The sequence below is a fragment of the Acidimicrobiia bacterium genome, from assembly GCA_040881685.1.
GTDB lineage: Bacteria > Actinomycetota > Acidimicrobiia > IMCC26256 > PALSA-555 > SHVJ01.
Window position 1 is genome coordinate 55,047 of the sequence record JBBECS010000003.1, and the last position, 19,169, is coordinate 74,215.

Sequence of the window (19,169 nt, forward strand, 5' to 3'; positions counted from 1 at the left end):
GAACTTCGGGTCAGGCGTGAGGTGATCATCCGGAGGCGCGCCACCAGGGCGGCGTACGGCGGGGCGCGGGACTCCCGCACTCGCGCGGGGTGGGGTCGACTCGGGCACAAGAACCTCCGGGCGCGTGGCGACAACCGGAGGAAGTGCGGGGAGGCGCGGCCGTGAGGACCAACCGGAACCCTACCCGGGCCGGGTCGGGCATTGCCCAGTCAGCTGACGACGAAGTTCACGAGTCGACCGGGGACCACCACCACCTTGCGAATCGTGGCTCCGGCAAGCAACGCGGCGATGCGCGGCTCGTCGCGAGCGGCGTGCTCGAGCGCGTCGTCGGTGCTGCCGGCTGGCACGGTCACCTGGGCCCGCACCTTGCCGTTCACCTGCACCGGAACCTCGATCTCGTCGTCGACGAGCATCGCCGAGTCGGGCTCGGGAAAGGGCTCATACGCGACTGACGAGTCGCGCCCCAGCCGCTGCCAGAGCTCCTCCCCCACATGGGGAGTGAGCGGGGCCAGCATCAGCACCATCGGCTCGACGACCTCGCGCGGCGCCGACCCGCCGTCGGCAACGACCTGGGTGAGGCGGTTGTTGAGCTCGAAGAGACGGGCAATGGCGGTGTTGAACTTGAGCTCGGCCATGTCGTCGCGCACAGCGGCAATCGTCCGGTGGAGGAGCTGAAGGGTCTCGTCGTCGGCTCGTTCGTCGGAAAGCCGTATCTCGCCGGTGTCCTCGTCGACGACGTTGCGCCAGAGGCGCTGCAGGAATCGATGGACGCCAATGATGTCGGTGGTGCTCCACGGGCGGCTGGCATCGAGCGGCCCCATGAACATCTCGTAGAGACGCAGCGTGTCGGCGCCGTAGTCGCGGTAGATGTCGTCGGGAGCTACCGAGTTCTTCCGGCTCTTGCCCATCCTCCCCATCGAGCGCTCGACCTCGTGCCCCTGATGGAAGAACCGGCCGTCGCGCTCCTCGATCTCGGATGCCTCGACGTAGACCCCGCGCTCGTCGGTGAACTCGTATGCCATGATCGTTCCCTGGTTGAACAGTCGGAAGAACGGCTCCGCGGTCGACACGTGACCGAGGTCGTAGAGCACCTTGTGCCAGAAGCGCGCGTACAAGAGGTGCAGGACCGCGTGCTCGGCACCGCCGACATAGAGGTCGACCCCACCCGACGGCATCCAATACCGCTCGACCGCGGCGTCGACTAGCGCGTCTTCGTTGGTCGGATCGAGGTAGCGCAAGTAGTACCAACACGACCCCGCCCATTGCGGCATGGTGTTCGTCTCGCGGAGGTAGCCCTTCGGGCCGTCGCCGAGGTCGAGCTCCACCTCGAGCCACTGCTCGGCGCGGGCCAGCGGCGGCGCCGGATCGCTGCCGGCGTCGTCGGGGTCGAGGGCCGCGGGCCGGAAGTCCCCGAGCTCGGGCAGCTCGACGGGGAGCATCGACACATGGATTGCGCGGGGCAACCCGTCCTCGCCGTAGACGATGGGGAACGGCTCGCCCCAATAGCGCTGGCGGCTGAACAACCAGTCGCGCAGCTTGTACGTGACCGTCGGCTCACCGAAGTCGTGCTCGACCAGCCACTCCGAGATCTTCTTCTTCGCAGCGTCCACGTCGAGCCCGTCGAGGAGCCCGCTGTTGATTGCAGGCCCGTCGCCCAGGTACGCCTGGCCGTCGAAGCCCTCGGGTGGCTGCACGGTGCGCACGATCGGCAGCTCGAACTCCTCAGCGAACTCCCAGTCGCGTTCGTCCTGACCCGGCACCGCCATGATCGCCCCGGTGCCATAACCCATCAGCACGTAGTCGGCGATGAAGACCGGGATGTCCTCTCCCGTCAGCGGGTTACGCGCGAACGCGCCGGTGAACACTCCGGTCTTCTCGCGACCCTCGTCCTGGCGCTCGAACTCCGACTTCTGCCCGGCGAAGGCGCGGTACTTGGCCACCGCTTCGGCTGGCGCCACATCGACCCCGAACGGACCCCGCCACCGCGCTGGCGTGTTCGGTGGCCAGTCGGCCGGCGCGATCGCGTCGACGAGCGGATGCTCGGGCGCGAGGACCATGTAGGTCGCGCCGAAGACCGTGTCGGGGCGCGTCGTGAACACCTCGATGGCGTCGGCCTGCCCCTCGATCGGGAAACGGATGGTCGCGCCCACACTCCGCCCAATCCAGTTGCGCTGCATGAGCTTGATCGGCTCCGGCCAGTCGACCAGGTCGAGATCGCCAAGCAGTCGGTCCGCGTACTTGGTGATGCGCAGCTTCCACTGCTTCAAGGGCTTCTTGAACACCGGGAAGTTGCCGCGGTCGCTCCGCCCATCGGCCGTGACCTCTTCATTGGCCAGCACGGTTCCGAGGCCGGGGCACCAGTTGACGACTGCCTCTTCCAGGTAGGCCAGCCGGTACGAGTCGACAACCTCCCGCCGGGCGCGGTCGTCGAGGTCGGACCACGGCCGGGCATCGGGATTGGCATCGCTCGTCGGCGCACGCTTGCCGGCGTCGAAGTCGGCGACGAGTTCGGTGATCGGGCGTGCCCGGTCAGCGTCAGTGTCGTACCACGACTCGAACATCTGCAGGAAGATCCATTGCGTCCAGCGGTAGTACGAGATGTCGGTCGTGGAGACACCGCGGCGCGGATCGTGCCCGAGCCCGAGCGAGCGGAGCTGGCGGCGCATGTTGGCGATGTTGTTCTCGGTCGCCGTGCGTGGGTGCTGGCCGGTCTCGAGCGCGTACTGCTCGGCCGGGAGGCCGAACGCGTCGTACCCGAGCGCGTGCAGGACGTTGCGGCCGTTCATGCGCTGGAAGCGCGCGTACACGTCCGTGCCGATGTAGCCGAGCGGATGCCCGACGTGCAGACCTGCACCACTCGGGTACGGGAACATGTCGAGCACGTAGAGCTTCGTCTTGTCCTTGGCCTCCTCGAAGCCTTCCGAGAGCGCGCCGGTCGGATTCGGAGCCCAGAAGGTGTGGTGCTCCTCCCAGTGATCCTGCCACTTCGACTCGATCTCGTTCGCAAGCCGCGCGGTGTATCGGTACCGCGGCGCGGCGTCGTCACTCATCGCGGCGAGCGTAGCGAGGGGTCGCGGGTATCGTGTGCGTGTTCGGGCCTGTGGCTCAGTCCGGTAGAGCACCTCCATGGCATGGAGGGGGTCGAGGGTTCAAGTCCCTCCAGGTCCACCTCGAACTACTTTGCGTCAACCCGGCTTCTCGAGCTTCTCGAGGAACTCGCGCACCGGGGCGAAGCCGAGCAGGCGCACTCGGAAGAACTCGCTGACGATCTCAGAGCACCGTTCGCTGACTTGCGAGAGAACCTCGGGCCATGACGCCGACCCCTTGCCTGCGCCCATCGCCTCTTCGCGGAGCTTGCTGAGCGCGGCGAGCAGCTCGGTCTCTTCTTCGCCCTCCGTCACTTCGGCGATGGCTTCGGCGACGACATCGAGCTGATGCAACACGGTGTCACGGTCGATCCCGGATGTCGGGTCGAGAGCCACGTCGGCCGCTTGAAGAAGGCCGGATACCTGGTACAACTTCGCCGACGGCTCGTCGAACAGCTCACGCACGAACGCGGCGGCTTCGAGCTGGTCGGAAACTCGGAACAGGTTATACAGCCGCTTCGCGGCCTTGCCGTAGCTCGGCGACTCTTGCGTGTAGTGGTACACCTGTTCGCGCATGATGTCCTGGTACTTCGAGCGCGCGCCGGGTGCGATGTGCTGCGCGAGCCGTGCCACGAGGTCGATCGCACCCAGTTCGAGGTAGATCTCCTGGACCAGGGGATCCACGGAGCCATCCAAGGCTTGAATCGCTCCGTTCGGATCCTCCCAGCTGGCGTCCACCACATTGCTTGCGAGCGCGATCCGGCCTTCCTCGCGCTCGGCGATGATCCATCCCAGGAAGAGCCAGCCAGTGCCGACCTCCATGTCATCCCACTTGTACGTGCGCGTCCCGCCCGCTTCGGCCTGGACCGTGATGGTGCCCCTCGCGACGTCCTCCGTCGTCCAGTCCACCGAGTCACCGGCCTTCTTCTTGTGGCCGCGTTCGATGACCGGCTCCGGGTACGAGCCGACGTCGACGGTGAGCAGCACGATGTCGGGCTGGCTCGCCGCTCGCAGCGCGGTCTCGCGCAGGATCTCGCGCAGGATCTTCTTTGCCTCCTGCTCGTCCTTCGCCTGGATGTGCACGCGCTCGAAGAAGTCGGCATCGCCGGGAAACACCTGCACCTTGCCCTGCGCTGCGCTGCCGGCGATCGAGATCGCCGACTCGACGCCGGGTCGCGGTTCGAGCCGCACATGGGGCACGAGGCGTCGGAACCGCTCGAGGTCATCAGTATCGAAATCGAGCAGCGACACGCGGTCGCCGAAGATTCCCGTTCCGACGTCAGCGGTGATCTGATCGGCGTTGTCGTTGGAGCTGACGGCCAGCATCCATTTGCGGGCCGCCTCGGCGTCGGCTTCGACACCCAGTCGCTGTGCTGCGGTGATCGCGTCGTCCTGGCCAGGGTCGCTCATGCCGCGGAGCCTACGCCGATGCATAGATTGGCTGAAACGGTGCAATCGCTCCGAGGGATCCGGAGTTGGCTCCGTAGACTCGCCGCTCATGATCGGGATCGTCGACTACCGGGCTGGCAACGCGCCAAGTGTCGGGTACGCCTTGGCGCGACTCGGGATCGAGCACGAGCTCGTGACCACGGCCGAGCAAGTCGCTGCTTCGGATCGCATCGTCCTGCCGGGCGTCGGGGCGGCTCGAGCGACGCTCGACTCGTTGTCCGAGTCGGGTCTGCTCGAGAGCCTCACGTCGCGCGTGCAGGACGACCGCGTGCCGTTCCTCGGCATCTGCATCGGGCTCCAGATCCTGTTCGACCACTCGGAAGAGAGCGATACCCCTGGCCTCGGCTGGGTTCCCGGTCGCGTGCGTCAGTTCCCGGCTACGGCGCGCGTCCCTCAGATCGGCTGGAACGCCGTGCGGGTTCGCCGCGCGCACCCACTCACTGCGGACTTCCCCGACGGCGGGCACTGCTATTTCGTCAACTCGTACTACGCGGTGCCCGACGACGACCATGACGTCCTCGGAGACACCGAGTACACACTCGAATTCTGCTCGATCGTCGCGCACGACAACATCGTCGCTACGCAATTCCACGCCGAGAAGAGCGGCCCGATTGGCCTCGGCCTCCTCGCCGCGTTTGCGCGTTGGGACGCGGCGTGCTGACGAAGCGGCTGATCGCGTGCTTCGATGTGATCGACGGGCGCGTCACCAAGGCCCAGCAGTTCCAGGACAACATCGACGTCGCCCCGGCCGAGGAACTGGCGCAGCGCCTCTACGAGGACCAGATCGACGAGATCGTCTTCTACGACATCACCGCGAGCGCGCAACGCCGAAAGATCGACCTCGACACCGTTCGCCGCGTCGCGCAGCACGTGTTCGTTCCGTTCACAGTCGGTGGCGGCATCCGCTCGGTCGACGACATGTTCGAGGTGCTCAAAGCCGGAGCCGAAAAGATCAGCGTGGACTCGATGGCCGTCCGCAACCCCGACATCATCCGACAGGGAGCCGAGGCGTTCGGCCGTCAATGCGTCGTCCTGAGCACGCAAGTGAAGCGGGTCGGCGTTCGAGACGGACTCCCGAGCGGGTACGAGGTGTTCATCGACGGCGCCCGAGAGGCCACGGGCATGGACGCGCTGGACTGGGTTCGGCGCGGTGAAGAGCTCGGCGCGGGCGAGATCGTCGTGAACAGCATCGATCGTGACGGCACCGCCTCCGGCTACGACCTCGGCATCACGAGCGCGGTGGCAGACGCCGTCAACGTGCCGGTCATCGCATCCGGTGGCGCCGGCAACGTCGACCACATCGCCGACGGGATGACGAAGGGCAAAGCGCAGGCAGCGATCATCAGCTCGATCCTGTACTCGCCTCGCTTCGAGCGGAACCCAGGCGTGCGGGAGCTGAAAGACGCGCTCGTCACACGCGGCGTGCCAGTTCGGCCCTACCTCGACGCTTGAGGAACCGGGGCGGACTCCACCGCGATCGGCACTCGCGGGGCGTCGGCCCAGAGGCGGTCGAGGTCGTAGTACGTGCGGGTTGCTTCGAGGAACACGTGGACGACGACGTCGGCGTAGTCGAGCAGCACCCACGTGGCGTCGGCGAGCCCCTCGACACCAATCGGACGCGAGCCGTCGTGCTCGCGCATCACGTCCTCGACCTCGTCCACGATCGTGCGCACTTGGCGTGTGTTCGAAGCGCTCACCAGCACGAAGTAGTCGATGATGCTGATGATCTCGCCAACTTCGAGGACCGCGATGTCTTCGCCCTTCTTGGCGGCGGCAGCACCTACGGCAATGAGTGCACGATCACGCGCGTCGGATTGCGAGCTGCTCAAGCGGCTCGCCATCCCGTCGTCATCGCCCGCCAGTGTAGAGGCCGCGTTCCTCGATGGCGCTCACGACGGCCGTGGGCACGAGACCGTCGATCGGGCGACCCTGAGCAAGCCGGTCGCGCACGTCGGTGGACGACACCTCGAGCCGCGGGATCGGCAGGTGCTCGACGTTCCATCCGCGTCCGGGTGGCTCCGCATGCTCGCCGTCTCGTTCGATCACCACGATGGTCGCGAGTGACCGCGTGTCGTCAAGCCGCTTCCACGTCGTCATGTTGGCGACTGCGTCGGCACCGAGCAGCAGGAACAGCTCGCGCCCGGGCGCGACGAGCACCTCCAACGTGTCCGCCGTGACCGAGGGTCCGGCGCGCTCGACTTCGAGCGCATTGGCCTCGAGTCCCTCGACGCCAGCCACGGCGAGCTCGACGAGCGCAAGTCGGTCCGCGGCCGACGCGACGACGCGACCGCGCTTCTGCCAGGGATCGCCAGCCACGACGAAGAGCACCCGATCGAGGCGCAACGTCGCCCGAGCGTCGACGGCAGCGACGACATGCCCTGCGTGGACCGGGTCGAAGGTGCCGCCGAGCACGCCCACGCGCTCGCTCCGCTCGGCCACCGCGGCAGTGTACGGGGCGCGCTTTGGGTTCATCTTCCGATCACACGCCGGAAACGCACCGGGCCTAGCCTCGCGATCCGTGAGCGACGAGGCGGCGAACCTGCTGGTTCGTGTCTGGCTGCCCGACCGCCCTGGCGCGCTCGGACTGGTCGCGTCCCGGATTGGCTCAGTTGGTGGCGACATCGTTGGCATCGACGTGCTCGAACGTGGGAACGACATCGCGGTTGACGAGTTCGCGGTGCTGCTCCGGGACGAGGCCCTCGTGGACCTGCTCGTCCGCGAGATCGAGCAGGTCGACGGCGCGTCGGTCGAGGAGGTTCGACTCGTCGAGGCGTTTCCCGACCCTCGTCTCGACGCGCTCGAGTCGGCCGCCCTGCTGTGCGAGGCCGGCTCCGTCGACAGCCTCCAACAGACGTTGCTCGCGCACACGCGCCGCGAGTTCCTCGCAGATTGGACGGCCCTCGTCAATGACGGTGCGGTCGTGGCGGCGAGCGGCGACGCGCATCCGCCACCGGAGCTTCTCGCCGCGCTGGCAGCCGGGACGACCGCGTCACCACGGGTCGCGGACGGAACCACCGGTCCCGAGGACCTGGCGGTCGCCGCGCTCGTCGACCACGCATCGACGTTGCTGGTGGGTCGCGCCGGGCACCCGTTCCGCCGGCGCGAGCGCGTTCAGCTCCTCGCGCTCGCCCGGATCGCCGACCGCGCCTGGACCCTGCTGCGCGACTGACGAGAGCGCTCAGCCCTCGGCGATCGTGGTGACGAAGCGCTCGAGCTGGCGCAGGTTGCGGCACTCGTAGACGCCGTCGCAGTGCGGCGCGTACTCGGCGATCACGGAGTCTCCGGTGTCCCAGTAGCCACGCGGCTCCGGGTTCAGCCAATAGAGGTGCTTGGCGCGCTTGCGCAGCGCGTCGAGCACCCACGCTTGGGGTGCGTGGTAGTTGTTGCGCGCGTCACCGAGGAGGATGATCGACGACTTCGGCGTGATCTCCTTGAGGTGGTTGTTATGGAACACCTCGAGGGCATGTCCGTAGTCGGAGTGACCGTCGACCCACACCACGTCGGCCTCGGTGTTCACCCGGTGCACCGCCTCGGTGACGTCATCGGACTCCTGGAAGAAGCGCGTGACCTCATCGATGCCATCGATGAACACCCACGAGCGGACTTTCGAGAACTGGCTCGCCATCGCGTAGACGAACTGCAGTGTGAAGCGGGCAAAGCTCGCGACCGACCCCGAGATGTCAGCCACGACCATGATCTCGGGCTTCGAAGGGTGAGGGTTGCGGAACTTCGGTTCGGCCGGCACTCCGCCGTACGAGAGCGACGCTCGCACGGTGCGCCGGAAGTCGAGATGGCCCCGATGCCGGCGCCGACGGCGCTGCGCGAGGCGCGCGGCGAGCGTCCGGGTCAGCGGATAGATCGCCCGCTGGAGCGCGAGCATCTCGTCGCGCGACGCGTGCATGAAGTCCACATCTTCGGGCAACGGCTTGCGGAGCGTCCGCGCCATCGCGTCGACGCCCCGATCGGCGACCAAGCGTCGCCGGATCTCGGCCTCGACCAGCTCCCGCAATGTTCGGAGGCGATCGTCGAACTCCTCCCGCTGCAACCGCTGCGCGAGCTCGTCTTCCGGCACCGCGCCGGCTTCCTGGGCTCGCCCCATGAGTCGGGCACCGAGATCGTCGAGGTCGAGCTGGCGCAGCGTCCGGTAGAGGTAATACGTACCGCCGACCGGCCGGCCCGGCTCCATCCCGGCGAACGCGCTGACCGCCATCGCCGCGAGCCGGCGCAACTCGTCACGGTCCATCGACATGAGCGCTTCGAGGAGCATCGCCGCGAGCTCTTCTCGCGACATGTCGCTACCGGCACCACCACCGGACGCCTCGTTGGCAAGCGCCTCCCAGAGCTCGTCGTCGACCCCGCCTTCACCGTCGACTCCGGGTGAGTACAGCGAGAAGTACACGTCGAAGACCGTTTCGAACGCGTTCCAATGGTGATGATGCTTCACGAGGGTGGCGCCGAGGGCGGCTTTGAAGATGTCACGGTCGGCGATCTGCACATGCTCGACCGCGCGCATAGCGTCGAGGTTCTCGGTCATCGAGACGGGCAGCCCCGCGGCCCGGAGCTCGTGCACGAAACCCTGCAAGACGTCCAACATGTCAGGACCTCGCGGCGGTGGGCTCCTCGGGCACGAGTTCCTTGCGCGCCTTCGTGATGTCGCTCTGGTACTTGAGCAAGACGTGCAACGTGTCGCCGATGACCTCCGGCGAGATCTCCTTCTTGCCCAGGTAGAGCAGCGTGCGCGCCCAGTCGATCGTCTCGGAGATCGAAGGTGCCTTCTTCAGCTCGAGCTCACGGATCGAACGCACAACCCGAGCGACCTGCTCGGCGAGCTCATCGTCGATCTCGGGCACGCGAACGCGAACGATGTCCTTCTCGCGCTCGAGGTCGGGGTAGTCGACGTGGAGATAGAGACACCGGCGCTTCAGCGCCTCCGACAGCTCGCGCGTGTTGTTCGACGTGAGGATGACCACTGGGATCTGGTTGCCCTTGATCGTGCCCAACTCCGGGATCGACACTTGGAAGTCGGAGAGCACCTCGAGCAACAACGCCTCGGTCTCGATCTCGACGCGGTCCACCTCGTCGATCAGCAGCACGATCGGCTCTTCGGCCCGGATCGCCTCGAGCAGCGGTCGCGTGAGCAGGAAAGGCTCCGAGAAGATATCGCTCTCGACCTCGCTCCAGCTCGTCTCGTGCTCCCGGTCGGATTGGATGCGCAGCAGCTGCTTCTTGTAGTTCCACTCGTAGAGCGCCTTGGACTCGTCGAGGCCCTCGTAGCACTGGAGGCGGATGAGCCGCGCGCCGGTGCTCTGCGCGATCGCCTTGGCCAGCTCCGTCTTTCCAACGCCGGCAGGACCCTCGACCAGCACCGGCTTCTCGAGCCGGTCGGCGAGGTACACCACCCCCGCGATGTTGTTGTCGGAGAGGTAGTCGACGCCTCGGAGACGCTCGATGACCTCGGGGACCGATTCGAAACGGTTCGCCACGCTGCTCCCTACTCGCGGATCTGACCGTCGCCCCACACGACGTACTTGTACGTCGTGAGCTCGCGCAGACCCATCGGGCCGCGCGCGTGTAGCTTCTGGGTGGAGATTCCGATCTCGGCGCCGAGCCCGAACTGCTCACCGTCGGTGAAACGTGTGGACGCGTTGACGATCACGACAGCCGCGTCGACTTCGTCGGTGAACCGTCGGGCCGCATCGACGTCCTCGGTCAGGATCGCCTCGGTGTGACCGGTGCCGAACTGGTTCACGTGGTCGATCGCGGCGTCAAGATCGGCGGCGACCGCGACCGTGAGCTTCAAGTCGAGGAACTCCTGCCCGAAGTCGGCGTCGGTTGCGGGTGCCATGTCCGACCACCTGGCGCGTGCTCCGTCGTCGCCGAGCAGCTGGACGCCGCGTTCGGCCAAGGCGGCGCACACCCGCGGCAGGAAGACGTCAGCGACTGCCTCGTGAACCACGAGGGACTCCGCCGCGTTGCAGACGCTCGTGCGCTGGGTCTTGGCGTTGAGGACGATCTCGAACGCCTCGTCGAGGTCTGCGGCCGCATCGACGTACACGTGACAGTTGCCGTCGCCGTCGATCACGACGGGGACGGTCGCGTGCTCGCGAATGGTCCTGATGAGGTCGGGCCCACCGCGCGGCACGAGGCAGTCGATGAAATCGGTCAGTTGCATCAGGCGCAACGCGGCGTCGTGGTCGACATCGTCGACGGCGATGACACCGTCTTCCGGCAGGCCGACCTTCTGCAACGCGTCGCGCAGCACTTCGGTAATGGCGAGGTTCGAGCGCAGCGCCGTCCCGGATCCACGCAGCAGCGCGGCATTCCCCGATTTCAGACACAGACCTGCGGCGTCGCTCGTGACGTTCGGGCGATTCTCGTAGATGATCGCGATCACGCCGAGGGGCACACGGACACGCTCGATCCGCAGCCCGTTGGGGCGACGCCAACCGTCGAGCACCTCGCCTACCGGGTCGGTGAGGGCCGCGACGTTCCGAAGCCCGTCCGCCATGCCGACGAGACGCTCCTCGGTGAGCCGCAAACGGTCGAGTGGGCCCGCGTCCACGCCGTCGGCCGCGGCTGCATCGAGGTCGGCCGTGTTGGCCGCGAGCACGTCGGGGGCTCGCTCGAGCAGCAGGTCGGCCGCGGCGAGGAGCGCCGCGTTCTTGTCGTCGGTGCCAGCGCCGGCCATCCGGCGGCTCGCCACCTTCGAACGGCGCGCGAGCTCGTCAACGGACGTCGGCATGAGCAATCAGTGTACCGGCGAGGTTCTCAGCGCCCTTGTGGAAACAGGATTTGCGGGTGGGGCGAGGCCGCGCCATCACGGGCGTGCCGCCGGCGGCGGCCTCGCACCCCCCGCGCACGCGTCGACCGTCTGGAGCCCCCCGATGCGGGTGGCCCTCCCCCCGTCGGTCGACGACGAGCGTGGCGGGAAGTCTGCCCACCTGGCGCGGGGAGGGCAAGCCCTCCCCGCTACGGGAGAACCACCAGGTCGTCTTTGTGGATGGCCTCGGTTGGGGATCCGTCGGGCAGATCCTTCGTCTTCTTGCCCGCGGCGCTGGCCAAGGCTTGGGACGAGTAGCGGGTGATGCCTTTGGCGAATGGCCGGCCGTGCACGTCGGAGACTTCGACGGCGTCGCCAGGATCGAAGCGGCCTTCGACCGCGGTGACCCCGGCCGGCAGCAGTGAGCGGTTGTCGTCACACAACGCCCGCTTGGCGCCGGCGTCGACGAGCACTCGGCCGGTGGCGCCGCGGGCGAAGGCGATCCAGAGCTTGCGGCTCGGGAGACGATCAGCTCGTGGGTGCACCGCGGTGCCGACGGCGCGCCCTTCGATGGCATCCGGCACCACGCCGGAGATTTCGGTGGCCGCGATGACGACCCGCACACCTGACCACGCGGCGATCTTGGCTGCTGCGAGCTTGCTCGCCATGCCACCGCTCCCACGCACCGTTCCCGCTCCACCGGCAACCGCCTCGAGCGCGGCGTCCACTTCAACGATCTCCTCGATCAGCGACGCTTCCGCGTCGAGGCGCGGATCTGCCGTGTGGAGACCTGTCGTGTCTGTGAGCAGCACGAGCACGTCGGCGCTCACGAGGTTCGCGACCAGCGCCGCCAATCGGTCGTTGTCACCGTAACGGATCTCGTCATCCGCGACCGTGTCGTTCTCGTTCACGACTGGTACGACCCCGAGATCGAGCAAGCGTCGCAACGTTGCGCGCGCGTGCAGGTACTGGTCACGCTCACCGAAATCATGCGCGGTGAGGAGGACCTGGCCGCTCACGAGCCCGTATCCGGCCAGCACGGTGCCGAGCCGCTCCATCAGGCGAGGCTGACCAACCGCGGCCACGGCTTGCAGGACGCCGACGTCGGTCGGTCGTTCGAGCATGCCCAGCACTGGGAGCCCTGCCGCGATGGCGCCGGAGCACACGAGCACGACCTCGTGACCGCGCTCTCGGGCGATAGCAACTTCTCCGCACAGCTTCGCCACCGAGGCATCGTCGAGCTCACCGGTCTCAGCCGTGATCGAGGACGTGCCCACCTTGACCACCGCGGTCACGCCCATCCCTACTGGAACCCCTCGACGTACTCGAGCTCCACCTTGCCGATGCGCACGGCGTCGCCTTCCTGAGCGCCGGCTCTCGCCAGCGCGCGTTCGACCCCCATGCGACGAAACCGGTGGTGCACATACGCCAGCGCTTCGGCGTTGGTGAGATCGGCCATCGCCACAATTCTCTCGGCCGCGCGGCCTTCCACGCGCCATGCACCGTCGTCGTCCCGGACAAGGGAGAAGCCGTCTTCTGCGGGGCGGAGCACCACGAAGCCCTCGCGCTCGGGCTCGACGGCACGCGCTTGCTCGACCATCTCCCCAAGCGTCCCCATGAGCTCGTCGAGGCCGTCGTGCGTCACCGCGGAGATCCGGCGACCATCGAACGGGACCTGCGCGACGTCGGCCTTCGTGCCCACGACGAGGCGGGGGCGAGTGAGGAGCTCGGGTTGGTAGCGCTCCAACTCCCCGATCAGCACCCGCTCCTGTTCCTCGGGTGTGTGCCCCTCGGCGCTCGCGAGGTCGAGCAACAGCACGAGCACACGCGCCCGCTCCACGTGCCGCAGGAACTGGTGGCCGAGCCCGCGGCCCTCGGCCGCACCCTCGACGAGGCCGGGGATGTCGGCGAGCACGAGCTCGCGCCCGTCGCGTCGAACCACACCAAGGTGCGGCTCGAGCGTCGTGAACGGATAGTCGGCGATCTTGGGCTTGGCCGCGCTCACGCTCGAGATCAGGGTGGACTTGCCCGCGTTCGGGAAGCCGACGAGTGCCGCGTCAGCGAGCAGCTTCACCTCGAAGCGCAGCCAGCGCTCCTCGCCGTATTCGCCCTGCTCGGCAAACCCCGGTGCGCGACGCGCGTTGGACAGGAAGCGAGCGTTGCCGCGACCTCCGCGGCCGCCCTGCGCGGCCACATAGGAGTCGCCATGGCCCACGAGGTCTGCGATCGGCGTGCCATCGCGGTCTCGGATCATCGTGCCCTCGGGCACGGTGACGACCAGATCGACACCGCGCTTGCCGTGGCGCTGCTTGCCCGCGCCGTGCTTCCCCGAGTCCGCCCTTCGGTGTGGGTGGTCACGAAAGGAGAGGAGCGAAGCGGTGTTGCGGTCGGCCCGCACGATCACGTCACCGCCCTTGCCACCGTCACCCCCGTCAGGCCCGCCCTTCGGCACGTGCGCCTCACGCCGAAACGACATCGCGCCCGCGCCCCCATCCCCCCCGCGCAGATTGACCTGGACCTCGTCAACAAACGAAGACTGCGCCATGTGACTCAGGAAACCACAATCTTGCGTCGCTGCACCGGAACTATTGCGGCGCAGCGACGCAAATTTGGTGATCTATGCAGGCCTCGTGACATCGACGAGCTTGCGGCCGCGGCGGCGGCCGAACTGCACGACGCCGTCGGCGGTTGCGAACAGGGTGTCGTCTCCACCGCGACCAACATTCTCACCCGGGTGGAACACCGTGCCGCGCTGGCGAACGATGATCGCGCCGGCGCGCACCTCCGTCCCCGAGTGCACCTTGACGCCGAGCCGCTGCGCGGCGGAGTCGCGCCCATTGCGGGATGAGGCTGCGCCCTTCTTCTTCGACATCTCAGTCTCCCGATTCCGCTCTCGGTGCCTGCGTCGCAGGATACCTGCGCCGCGGGCGCTCGCCTCTAGCCCGGGGTGATCTCGGTGATCTCGAGCAGCGAGTAGTGCTGCCGGTGACCCCACCGGCGCCGGTTGTTCGACTTGGGCTTGTACGTGAAGCCGTTGATCTTGGGCCCCTTGGTCTCTTCGACCACTCGAGCCTTGACGGTCGCCTTGCCCAGCTGGCTGGGGGACGCGAGCACCTTCTTACCGTCGACGAGCAGCACGGGTGCCAGCTCGACCACACCACCCGGCTCCGTACCGACGCGCTCGACCTCGACTCGCTGGCCAGCTTCGACCCGGTACTGCTTGCCGCCGGTGCGGATGACTGCGTACATGCGCGTCTGCCTCGCTCGCTAGATCCTGGGGGAACAGGTCATATTACTGCAGCTCCTCGAGTAGGGCCTCGTCGATGATGTAGCCACGGCCGTTGCACATCGAGCAGGTAGCACTGACCGACTCCACGAGGCCTTCGGAGACTCGCTTTCGGGTCATCTCGACCAGCCCCAGCTCCGAGACGTCGAACACCTGCGTTCGCGTCTTGTCACGGGCGAGTGCGTCTCGGAACGCCTTGACGAGGGCATCGCGGTTCGGCCTGATCTCCATGTCGATGAAGTCGATCACGATGATGCCGCCGATGTCGCGAAGCCGAAGCTGGCGAGCGACCTCGTCGGCAGCTTCGAGGTTGTTCCGGAACACGGTCTCTTCGAGGTTGGACTTGCCGACGTTCTTCCCCGTATTCACGTCGACGACCGTGAGCGCTTCGGTGCGCTCGATCACGATCGAACCGCCGGACGGCAGCCACACCTTCCGGTCGAGCGCCTTGAGGAGCTGCTCGTGGACGTGGTGACGCTCGAAGAGTGGGATCCCCTCCTCCTCGGCGTCGTAGTACTCGATGCGATCCGCCAGCTCGGGCGCGATCGCCTCCACGTACGAGTGGATCTCCTCGTACAGCGCGTGATCATCGATCAGGACGCCGCGGTACTCCTTGGTGAACTCCTCACGCAGCAGGCGCGTCACCAGCGGCGGCTCCTGGTACAGCAGCCGCGCGGGCTTCGACCGATCCGCCAACGCGGAGATCTGATCCCACTGCTCGCGCAGCCGGCGCACGTCGCGCTCGAGCTCCTCCGCCGTGGCACCTTCGGCCGCGGTCCGGACGATCAACCCCGCGTCGGGCGGCCGCAGGTCTTCGAGCACGCGGCGGAGCCGCTTGCGCTCGTCGTCGGGGAGCCGCTTCGAGATGCCGTACGTGCTCGGCTGGCTCGGAACCATCACGACGAAGCGTCCGGCGAGGCTCACCTCTTGCGTCAGCCGGGCGCCTTTGGCGCCGATCGGGTTCTTGGTGACTTGCACCACGATCGATTGGCCGTTCTTGAGCAGCCGTTCGATGCGCGGCTGCTTCTCCTCGACCTCATCGGGGTCGTAGGCGACATCGCCGCGATATAGCACCCCGTTCTTGGGCGTGCCGATGTCGATGAAGGCCGCTTCCATGCCCGGCAGAACGTTCTGGACGCGTCCGAGGTAGATGTTGCCGTCGATGGACATCGCCTCGTCGCGCTCGGCGGTGGCGACTTCGTGCTCAACCAGCACCCGGCCCTCGAGGAGCGCGATGTGGGTGTGGCGGTCATCTCGGACGTGTACGCACATGAGATACCGCCCTGCAGGCCGGCCCTTGCGCGTACGCCCGCGCCGGCGGGCGAGCGTCTCCTCGTCGAGATCCTCAAGTGCAACCGCGTCACCGACCCCCAGGTCCGCGTGCACGACGTCGTCGCGCCCGCTTGTCGGGGCGGGCGCCGCGGCGCCCTTGTTGCGGCCGCGGCCACCACGACGGCGGCGGCGTCCGGTCTTGGGCGTTGCTCCGGCCGCCGCTGGCGCCGGACGGCTGTCGCCGATCTTCGGTCGGGCCGCCGTCGGCGTGGTCGCGGGAAGGCCCGCGTCCTCGCGTGCATCCGCGGCAAGGTCTTCCGCAGTCAGGCCGCGGTCTGCGGCCGGGTCGTTCCAGTCCTCGCCAATGCCCTCGCCGGCGGGCGGGCGGGCGCCCGCGGGCTTCCGGCGGTTTCGGCCACCGCGCGAGCCGCGCCGACGGCGCTTACGTGCAGTCGCGTCGCCGTTGGGAGATGTTGCGTCAGGCGATGCGGCGGGTTCCGGCGCTTGGGGTTCCGGGCTCGTCGGCTCGGAGGCCGTCGCCTCCGGAGTGGTCTCGTCGGTCATTGGTCAGTCCTTTGCTCGTCACGCGCAGCCGCGTCGCGGTGCGCGTCGCACGATCGGCTTCCAGCGGTTCCAGCCGCGCGCCGTCGCGTTCGATCCATTGATGGGTCCGGAGCACCCGGTCCTCGCCGACCCCGTCAGCGGGCGCCGCAAGGTCGCGGAGAGCGGTAACAAGGTCGGCAGGTCGAAGGCCTCGGGGTTGTGTGTTGACATCGGCATGCACCACGGGGGTCCCGTCGTCTGCGTGCACGACCAGGCTCCGCAGTGCGGGACGGAGATCTTCCACGACAGTACGCCCTTTGCGCGTCGTCGTGGTCGGGAGTGTGTCGGCGCTCAATACTCGTTCCACAGCTTCGGTGAGGACGGCAGCGTCAACGTCCACCAGTCGGAGCTCGATCTCGACCGCCGTCACCGCCTCTTGGAGCGAGGGTGCGCGTCCCGTGAGGTCGCACGCGCCGGCCACGTCGATGCCGTCAGGCAGCGCCGGCGAGATCCGCGCGGGCAGCGCGTCCACATCGACCGCATCGGCCAGCTCGAGATCGAGGTACTCGGCGACGCTCTCGTGGCCGACACCGAGTGCGAGGCCGAAGCTCACCTTCGGACGCGGCGAGAAACCAAGTGTGAACGCCAGCGGGAGCTGTTCGATGCGGAACGCCCGCTCGAGCGCCCGCGCCACGTCGCGGTGTGACACGAACCTCACCTTGCCGACCTTCGTGAAGCGCAATCGCACCGGGAAGCCCACGTCACCTCTCATCGTCGCGCTCCCTCGCGCGAACGCAACACGACGGGGACGTCGCCGCCCCTGGCGAGGTCCTGGCCGGTGCCCTGGCTCCCTCCCGCTGGGGCCACGGGCGATGCGACGACATGCTCGAGCGCGTAGTCCGTGCATACACCGCAGTCGTAGCAGGGAGTCCAGCGGCAGTCGGGAAGGCCGTGCTCGGCGAGTGCGGCCTGCCAGTCCTGCCACAGGAAGTCGCGGTGCAGCCCGGCGGAGATGTGATCCCACGGCAGCACCTCGTCCGCGGTTCGGTGCCGCGTCACGTACCAGTCGGCGTCGAGGCCCTCTGCTGCCATCGCGTCGACCCAGAGCGAGAAGTTGAAGTGCTCGCCCCACTCTTGGAAGGTGCCGCCAGCTCGCCACACCCGCTCGATGACACGACCGATTCTCCTGTCACCGCGGCTCGCGATGCCCTCGACGAATGTTGCCTCGGGATCGTGCCATCGCATCTGCACACCCGACTTCTTCGGCAGCGCGTCTCGGAGCAGGTGCACCTTGCGTCGCAGCTCATCGACACCGTTCTGCCCGAACCATTGGAATGGTGTGTGAGGCTTGGGCACGAATCCGCCGAGCGACGCCGTGCACGACGCACCCTTCGTGTACCGGCGCCCGATGTCGACGACGTTGCGCGCGAGCTCGGCGATGCCGAGGGTGTCGTCGTCCATCTCTGTCGGGAGACCGGTGAGGAAGTACAGCTTCACGCGCCGCCAACCCTGCGCGTACGCACCTTCGACCGCGGCGTACAGATCAGCCTCCGTGATGAGCTTGTTGATCACCTGCCGCAGTCGCCACGTTCCCGCCTCAGGAGCGAACGTGAGGCCGGTTCGCCGAACCTTCTGGATCTCGCTCGCCAGACCGACCGTGAACGCGTCAACGCGCAGCGACGGCAACGAGAGACTCACGCAGCCGGTGCCCTCCTGGGTATTCACCAGATCGGCCACGAGCCCGTCGATACCCGAGAAGTCGGCGCTCGAAAGTGACGTGAGTGCAACCTCGTCGTAGCCGGTGCGCCGAAGTCCTTCTCGCACCATGGTGCGGACTTGCTCCCACGGGCGCTCGCGCACCGGTCGCGTGATCATCCCGGCCTGGCAGAAGCGACACCCGCGGGTGCACCCGCGGAAGATCTCGACGTTCAACCGGTCGTGGACGACCTCCACGATCGGGACCAGCTGCTGCTTGGGGTACGGCCACTCGCCCAGATCCGCAACGGTGCGCTTGTCGACGACCGCGGGGACGTCGGCGAAGCGAGGCGTGATCGCCCGCAACGCCGGGCCGTCGAACTCCACGTCGTACATCGACGGCACGTACACGCCCGAGATGCCCGCGAGCTCCCTGAGCACGGCCTCACGGCTGGTACGCCCGGCGCGCTTCCAGGCGGCCACCACCTCGGTGATCTCCCCCGCCACCTCTTCGCCGTCGCCGATCACGAAGGCGTCCACGAAGTCGGCGAGCGGCTCGGGGTTGTACGAGCAATGTCCGCCGGCGACGACGATCGCGTGCTCGGGACCGCGCGCCTCGGCACGCACGGGAAGCCCGGCGAGATCGATGCAGCTCAAGAGGTTCGTGTAGACGAGCTCGGCCGAAAGGTTGAACCCCAAGATGTCGAAGGAGCCGGCGTCCCGATGGGTGTCCACCGAGAAGAGCGGCACTCCGTTCGTTCGCAGCTCCGACTCGAGATCGGTCCACGGCGCGTAGGCGCGCTCGGCTGATGCGTCGTCGCGCTCGTTGAGGATCTCGTAGAGGATCTGGAGCCCCTGGTTGGGGAGGCCGATCTCGTAGGTATCGGGATAGACGAGAAGCCAGGAGACTTGATCGGGCCGGTATCCCGGCCGCTGCGATCCCCGCTCCATTCCGATGTAGCGAGCGGGCTTCTCCACCCTGGCCAAAAGAGGCTCGATCCTCGGCCACAGGTCGGTCATTTGCCTCTGCAGTCTACTTCGTGGCCGGGACGGGCTCACTGTGGTGCGGGGGGAGGGA

At 67.6% G+C, this 19,169-nt stretch carries 17 protein-coding genes and 1 tRNA gene; 4 read left to right on the top strand and 14 right to left on the bottom strand.

Annotated features, from left to right (window positions below; all coding sequences use genetic code 11):
• Positions 1–209 precede the first annotated feature (209 nt).
• Positions 210–3,050, bottom strand: coding sequence for a leucine--tRNA ligase (leuS, locus tag WEE69_01430; GenBank protein MEX1143955.1), 2,841 nt, complete (start codon positions 3,048–3,050; stop codon positions 210–212).
• A gap of 44 nt (positions 3,051–3,094) precedes the next feature.
• Here leuS and WEE69_01435 point away from each other — a divergent pair.
• Positions 3,095–3,168: transfer RNA gene (locus tag WEE69_01435), tRNA-Ala, on the top strand.
• Positions 3,169–3,185: 17 nt separating this feature from the next.
• Here WEE69_01435 and WEE69_01440 read toward each other — a convergent pair.
• Positions 3,186–4,496: a hypothetical protein gene (locus WEE69_01440; protein MEX1143956.1), complete on the bottom strand. Its 1,311-nt coding sequence runs from the start codon at positions 4,494–4,496 to the stop codon at positions 3,186–3,188.
• Positions 4,497–4,584: 88 nt separating this feature from the next.
• Between WEE69_01440 and hisH the strand changes: the two genes are divergently transcribed.
• A complete protein-coding gene (gene hisH, locus WEE69_01445; protein ID MEX1143957.1) occupies positions 4,585–5,196 on the top strand; it encodes an imidazole glycerol phosphate synthase subunit HisH in 612 nt (203 codons plus the stop codon).
• The gene (locus WEE69_01450; GenBank protein ID MEX1143958.1) at positions 5,190–5,987 is read left to right on the top strand and encodes a HisA/HisF-related TIM barrel protein; all 798 of its coding nucleotides are present in this window, start codon (positions 5,190–5,192) and stop codon (positions 5,985–5,987) included. The genes hisH and WEE69_01450 overlap by 7 nt, the downstream gene beginning before the upstream one ends.
• Here the strand turns inward: WEE69_01450 and rsfS are convergent.
• Both rsfS and nadD read right to left on the bottom strand, forming a co-directional pair.
• The gene (rsfS, locus tag WEE69_01455; GenBank protein ID MEX1143959.1) at positions 5,972–6,376 is read right to left on the bottom strand and encodes a ribosome silencing factor; all 405 of its coding nucleotides are present in this window, start codon (positions 6,374–6,376) and stop codon (positions 5,972–5,974) included. The two genes, WEE69_01450 and rsfS, sit on opposite strands and share 16 nt — an antisense overlap.
• 7 nt (positions 6,377–6,383) lie before the next feature.
• Positions 6,384–6,974 carry a nicotinate-nucleotide adenylyltransferase gene (gene nadD / locus WEE69_01460; protein ID MEX1143960.1) on the bottom strand — a complete coding sequence of 197 codons (591 nt, stop codon included), beginning with the start codon at positions 6,972–6,974 and terminating at the stop codon, positions 6,384–6,386.
• 79 nt (positions 6,975–7,053) lie between these two features.
• Here nadD and WEE69_01465 point away from each other — a divergent pair, with 79 nt between their 5' ends.
• Positions 7,054–7,704 carry a hypothetical protein gene (locus WEE69_01465; protein MEX1143961.1) on the top strand — a complete coding sequence of 217 codons (651 nt, stop codon included), beginning with the start codon at positions 7,054–7,056 and terminating at the stop codon, positions 7,702–7,704.
• A 9-nt stretch (positions 7,705–7,713) separates the two neighbouring features.
• Here the strand turns inward: WEE69_01465 and WEE69_01470 are convergent, their stop codons facing one another.
• The 10 genes from WEE69_01470 to WEE69_01515 all read right to left on the bottom strand — a co-directional run bounded on the left by WEE69_01470 (position 7,714) and on the right by WEE69_01515 (position 19,111).
• Positions 7,714–9,129 carry a VWA domain-containing protein gene (locus WEE69_01470; protein MEX1143962.1) on the bottom strand — a complete coding sequence of 472 codons (1,416 nt, stop codon included), beginning with the start codon at positions 9,127–9,129 and terminating at the stop codon, positions 7,714–7,716.
• A gap of 1 nt (position 9,130) precedes the next feature.
• A complete protein-coding gene (locus WEE69_01475; GenBank protein MEX1143963.1) occupies positions 9,131–10,018 on the bottom strand; it encodes a MoxR family ATPase in 888 nt (295 codons plus the stop codon).
• Between the two features lie 8 nt (positions 10,019–10,026).
• Positions 10,027–11,277, bottom strand: coding sequence for a glutamate-5-semialdehyde dehydrogenase (locus WEE69_01480; protein ID MEX1143964.1), 1,251 nt, complete (start codon positions 11,275–11,277; stop codon positions 10,027–10,029).
• A gap of 227 nt (positions 11,278–11,504) precedes the next feature.
• A complete protein-coding gene (gene proB, locus WEE69_01485; GenBank protein MEX1143965.1) occupies positions 11,505–12,596 on the bottom strand; it encodes a glutamate 5-kinase in 1,092 nt (363 codons plus the stop codon).
• 2 nt (positions 12,597–12,598) lie between these two features.
• Positions 12,599–13,840 (bottom strand): GTPase ObgE, encoded by a 1,242-nt coding sequence (obgE, locus tag WEE69_01490; GenBank protein ID MEX1143966.1) that lies wholly within the window; start codon positions 13,838–13,840, stop codon positions 12,599–12,601.
• Between the two features lie 72 nt (positions 13,841–13,912).
• Complete coding sequence (rpmA, locus tag WEE69_01495; GenBank protein MEX1143967.1) at positions 13,913–14,167, bottom strand: 50S ribosomal protein L27; 255 nt, start codon at positions 14,165–14,167, stop codon at positions 13,913–13,915.
• Between the two features lie 65 nt (positions 14,168–14,232).
• Positions 14,233–14,544, bottom strand: coding sequence for a 50S ribosomal protein L21 (rplU, locus tag WEE69_01500; GenBank protein ID MEX1143968.1), 312 nt, complete (start codon positions 14,542–14,544; stop codon positions 14,233–14,235).
• A gap of 43 nt (positions 14,545–14,587) precedes the next feature.
• Positions 14,588–16,417, bottom strand: a complete 1,830-nt coding sequence (locus tag WEE69_01505) for an Rne/Rng family ribonuclease (GenBank protein MEX1143969.1) — start codon at positions 16,415–16,417, stop codon at positions 14,588–14,590.
• A complete protein-coding gene (locus WEE69_01510; GenBank protein MEX1143970.1) occupies positions 16,332–17,168 on the bottom strand; it encodes a TIGR03936 family radical SAM-associated protein in 837 nt (278 codons plus the stop codon). Before WEE69_01510 ends, WEE69_01505 begins: the two co-directional genes overlap by 86 nt.
• Positions 17,165–19,111, bottom strand: a complete 1,947-nt coding sequence (locus WEE69_01515) for a TIGR03960 family B12-binding radical SAM protein (protein ID MEX1143971.1) — start codon at positions 19,109–19,111, stop codon at positions 17,165–17,167. Before WEE69_01515 ends, WEE69_01510 begins: the two co-directional genes overlap by 4 nt.
• Positions 19,112–19,169 lie beyond the last annotated feature (58 nt).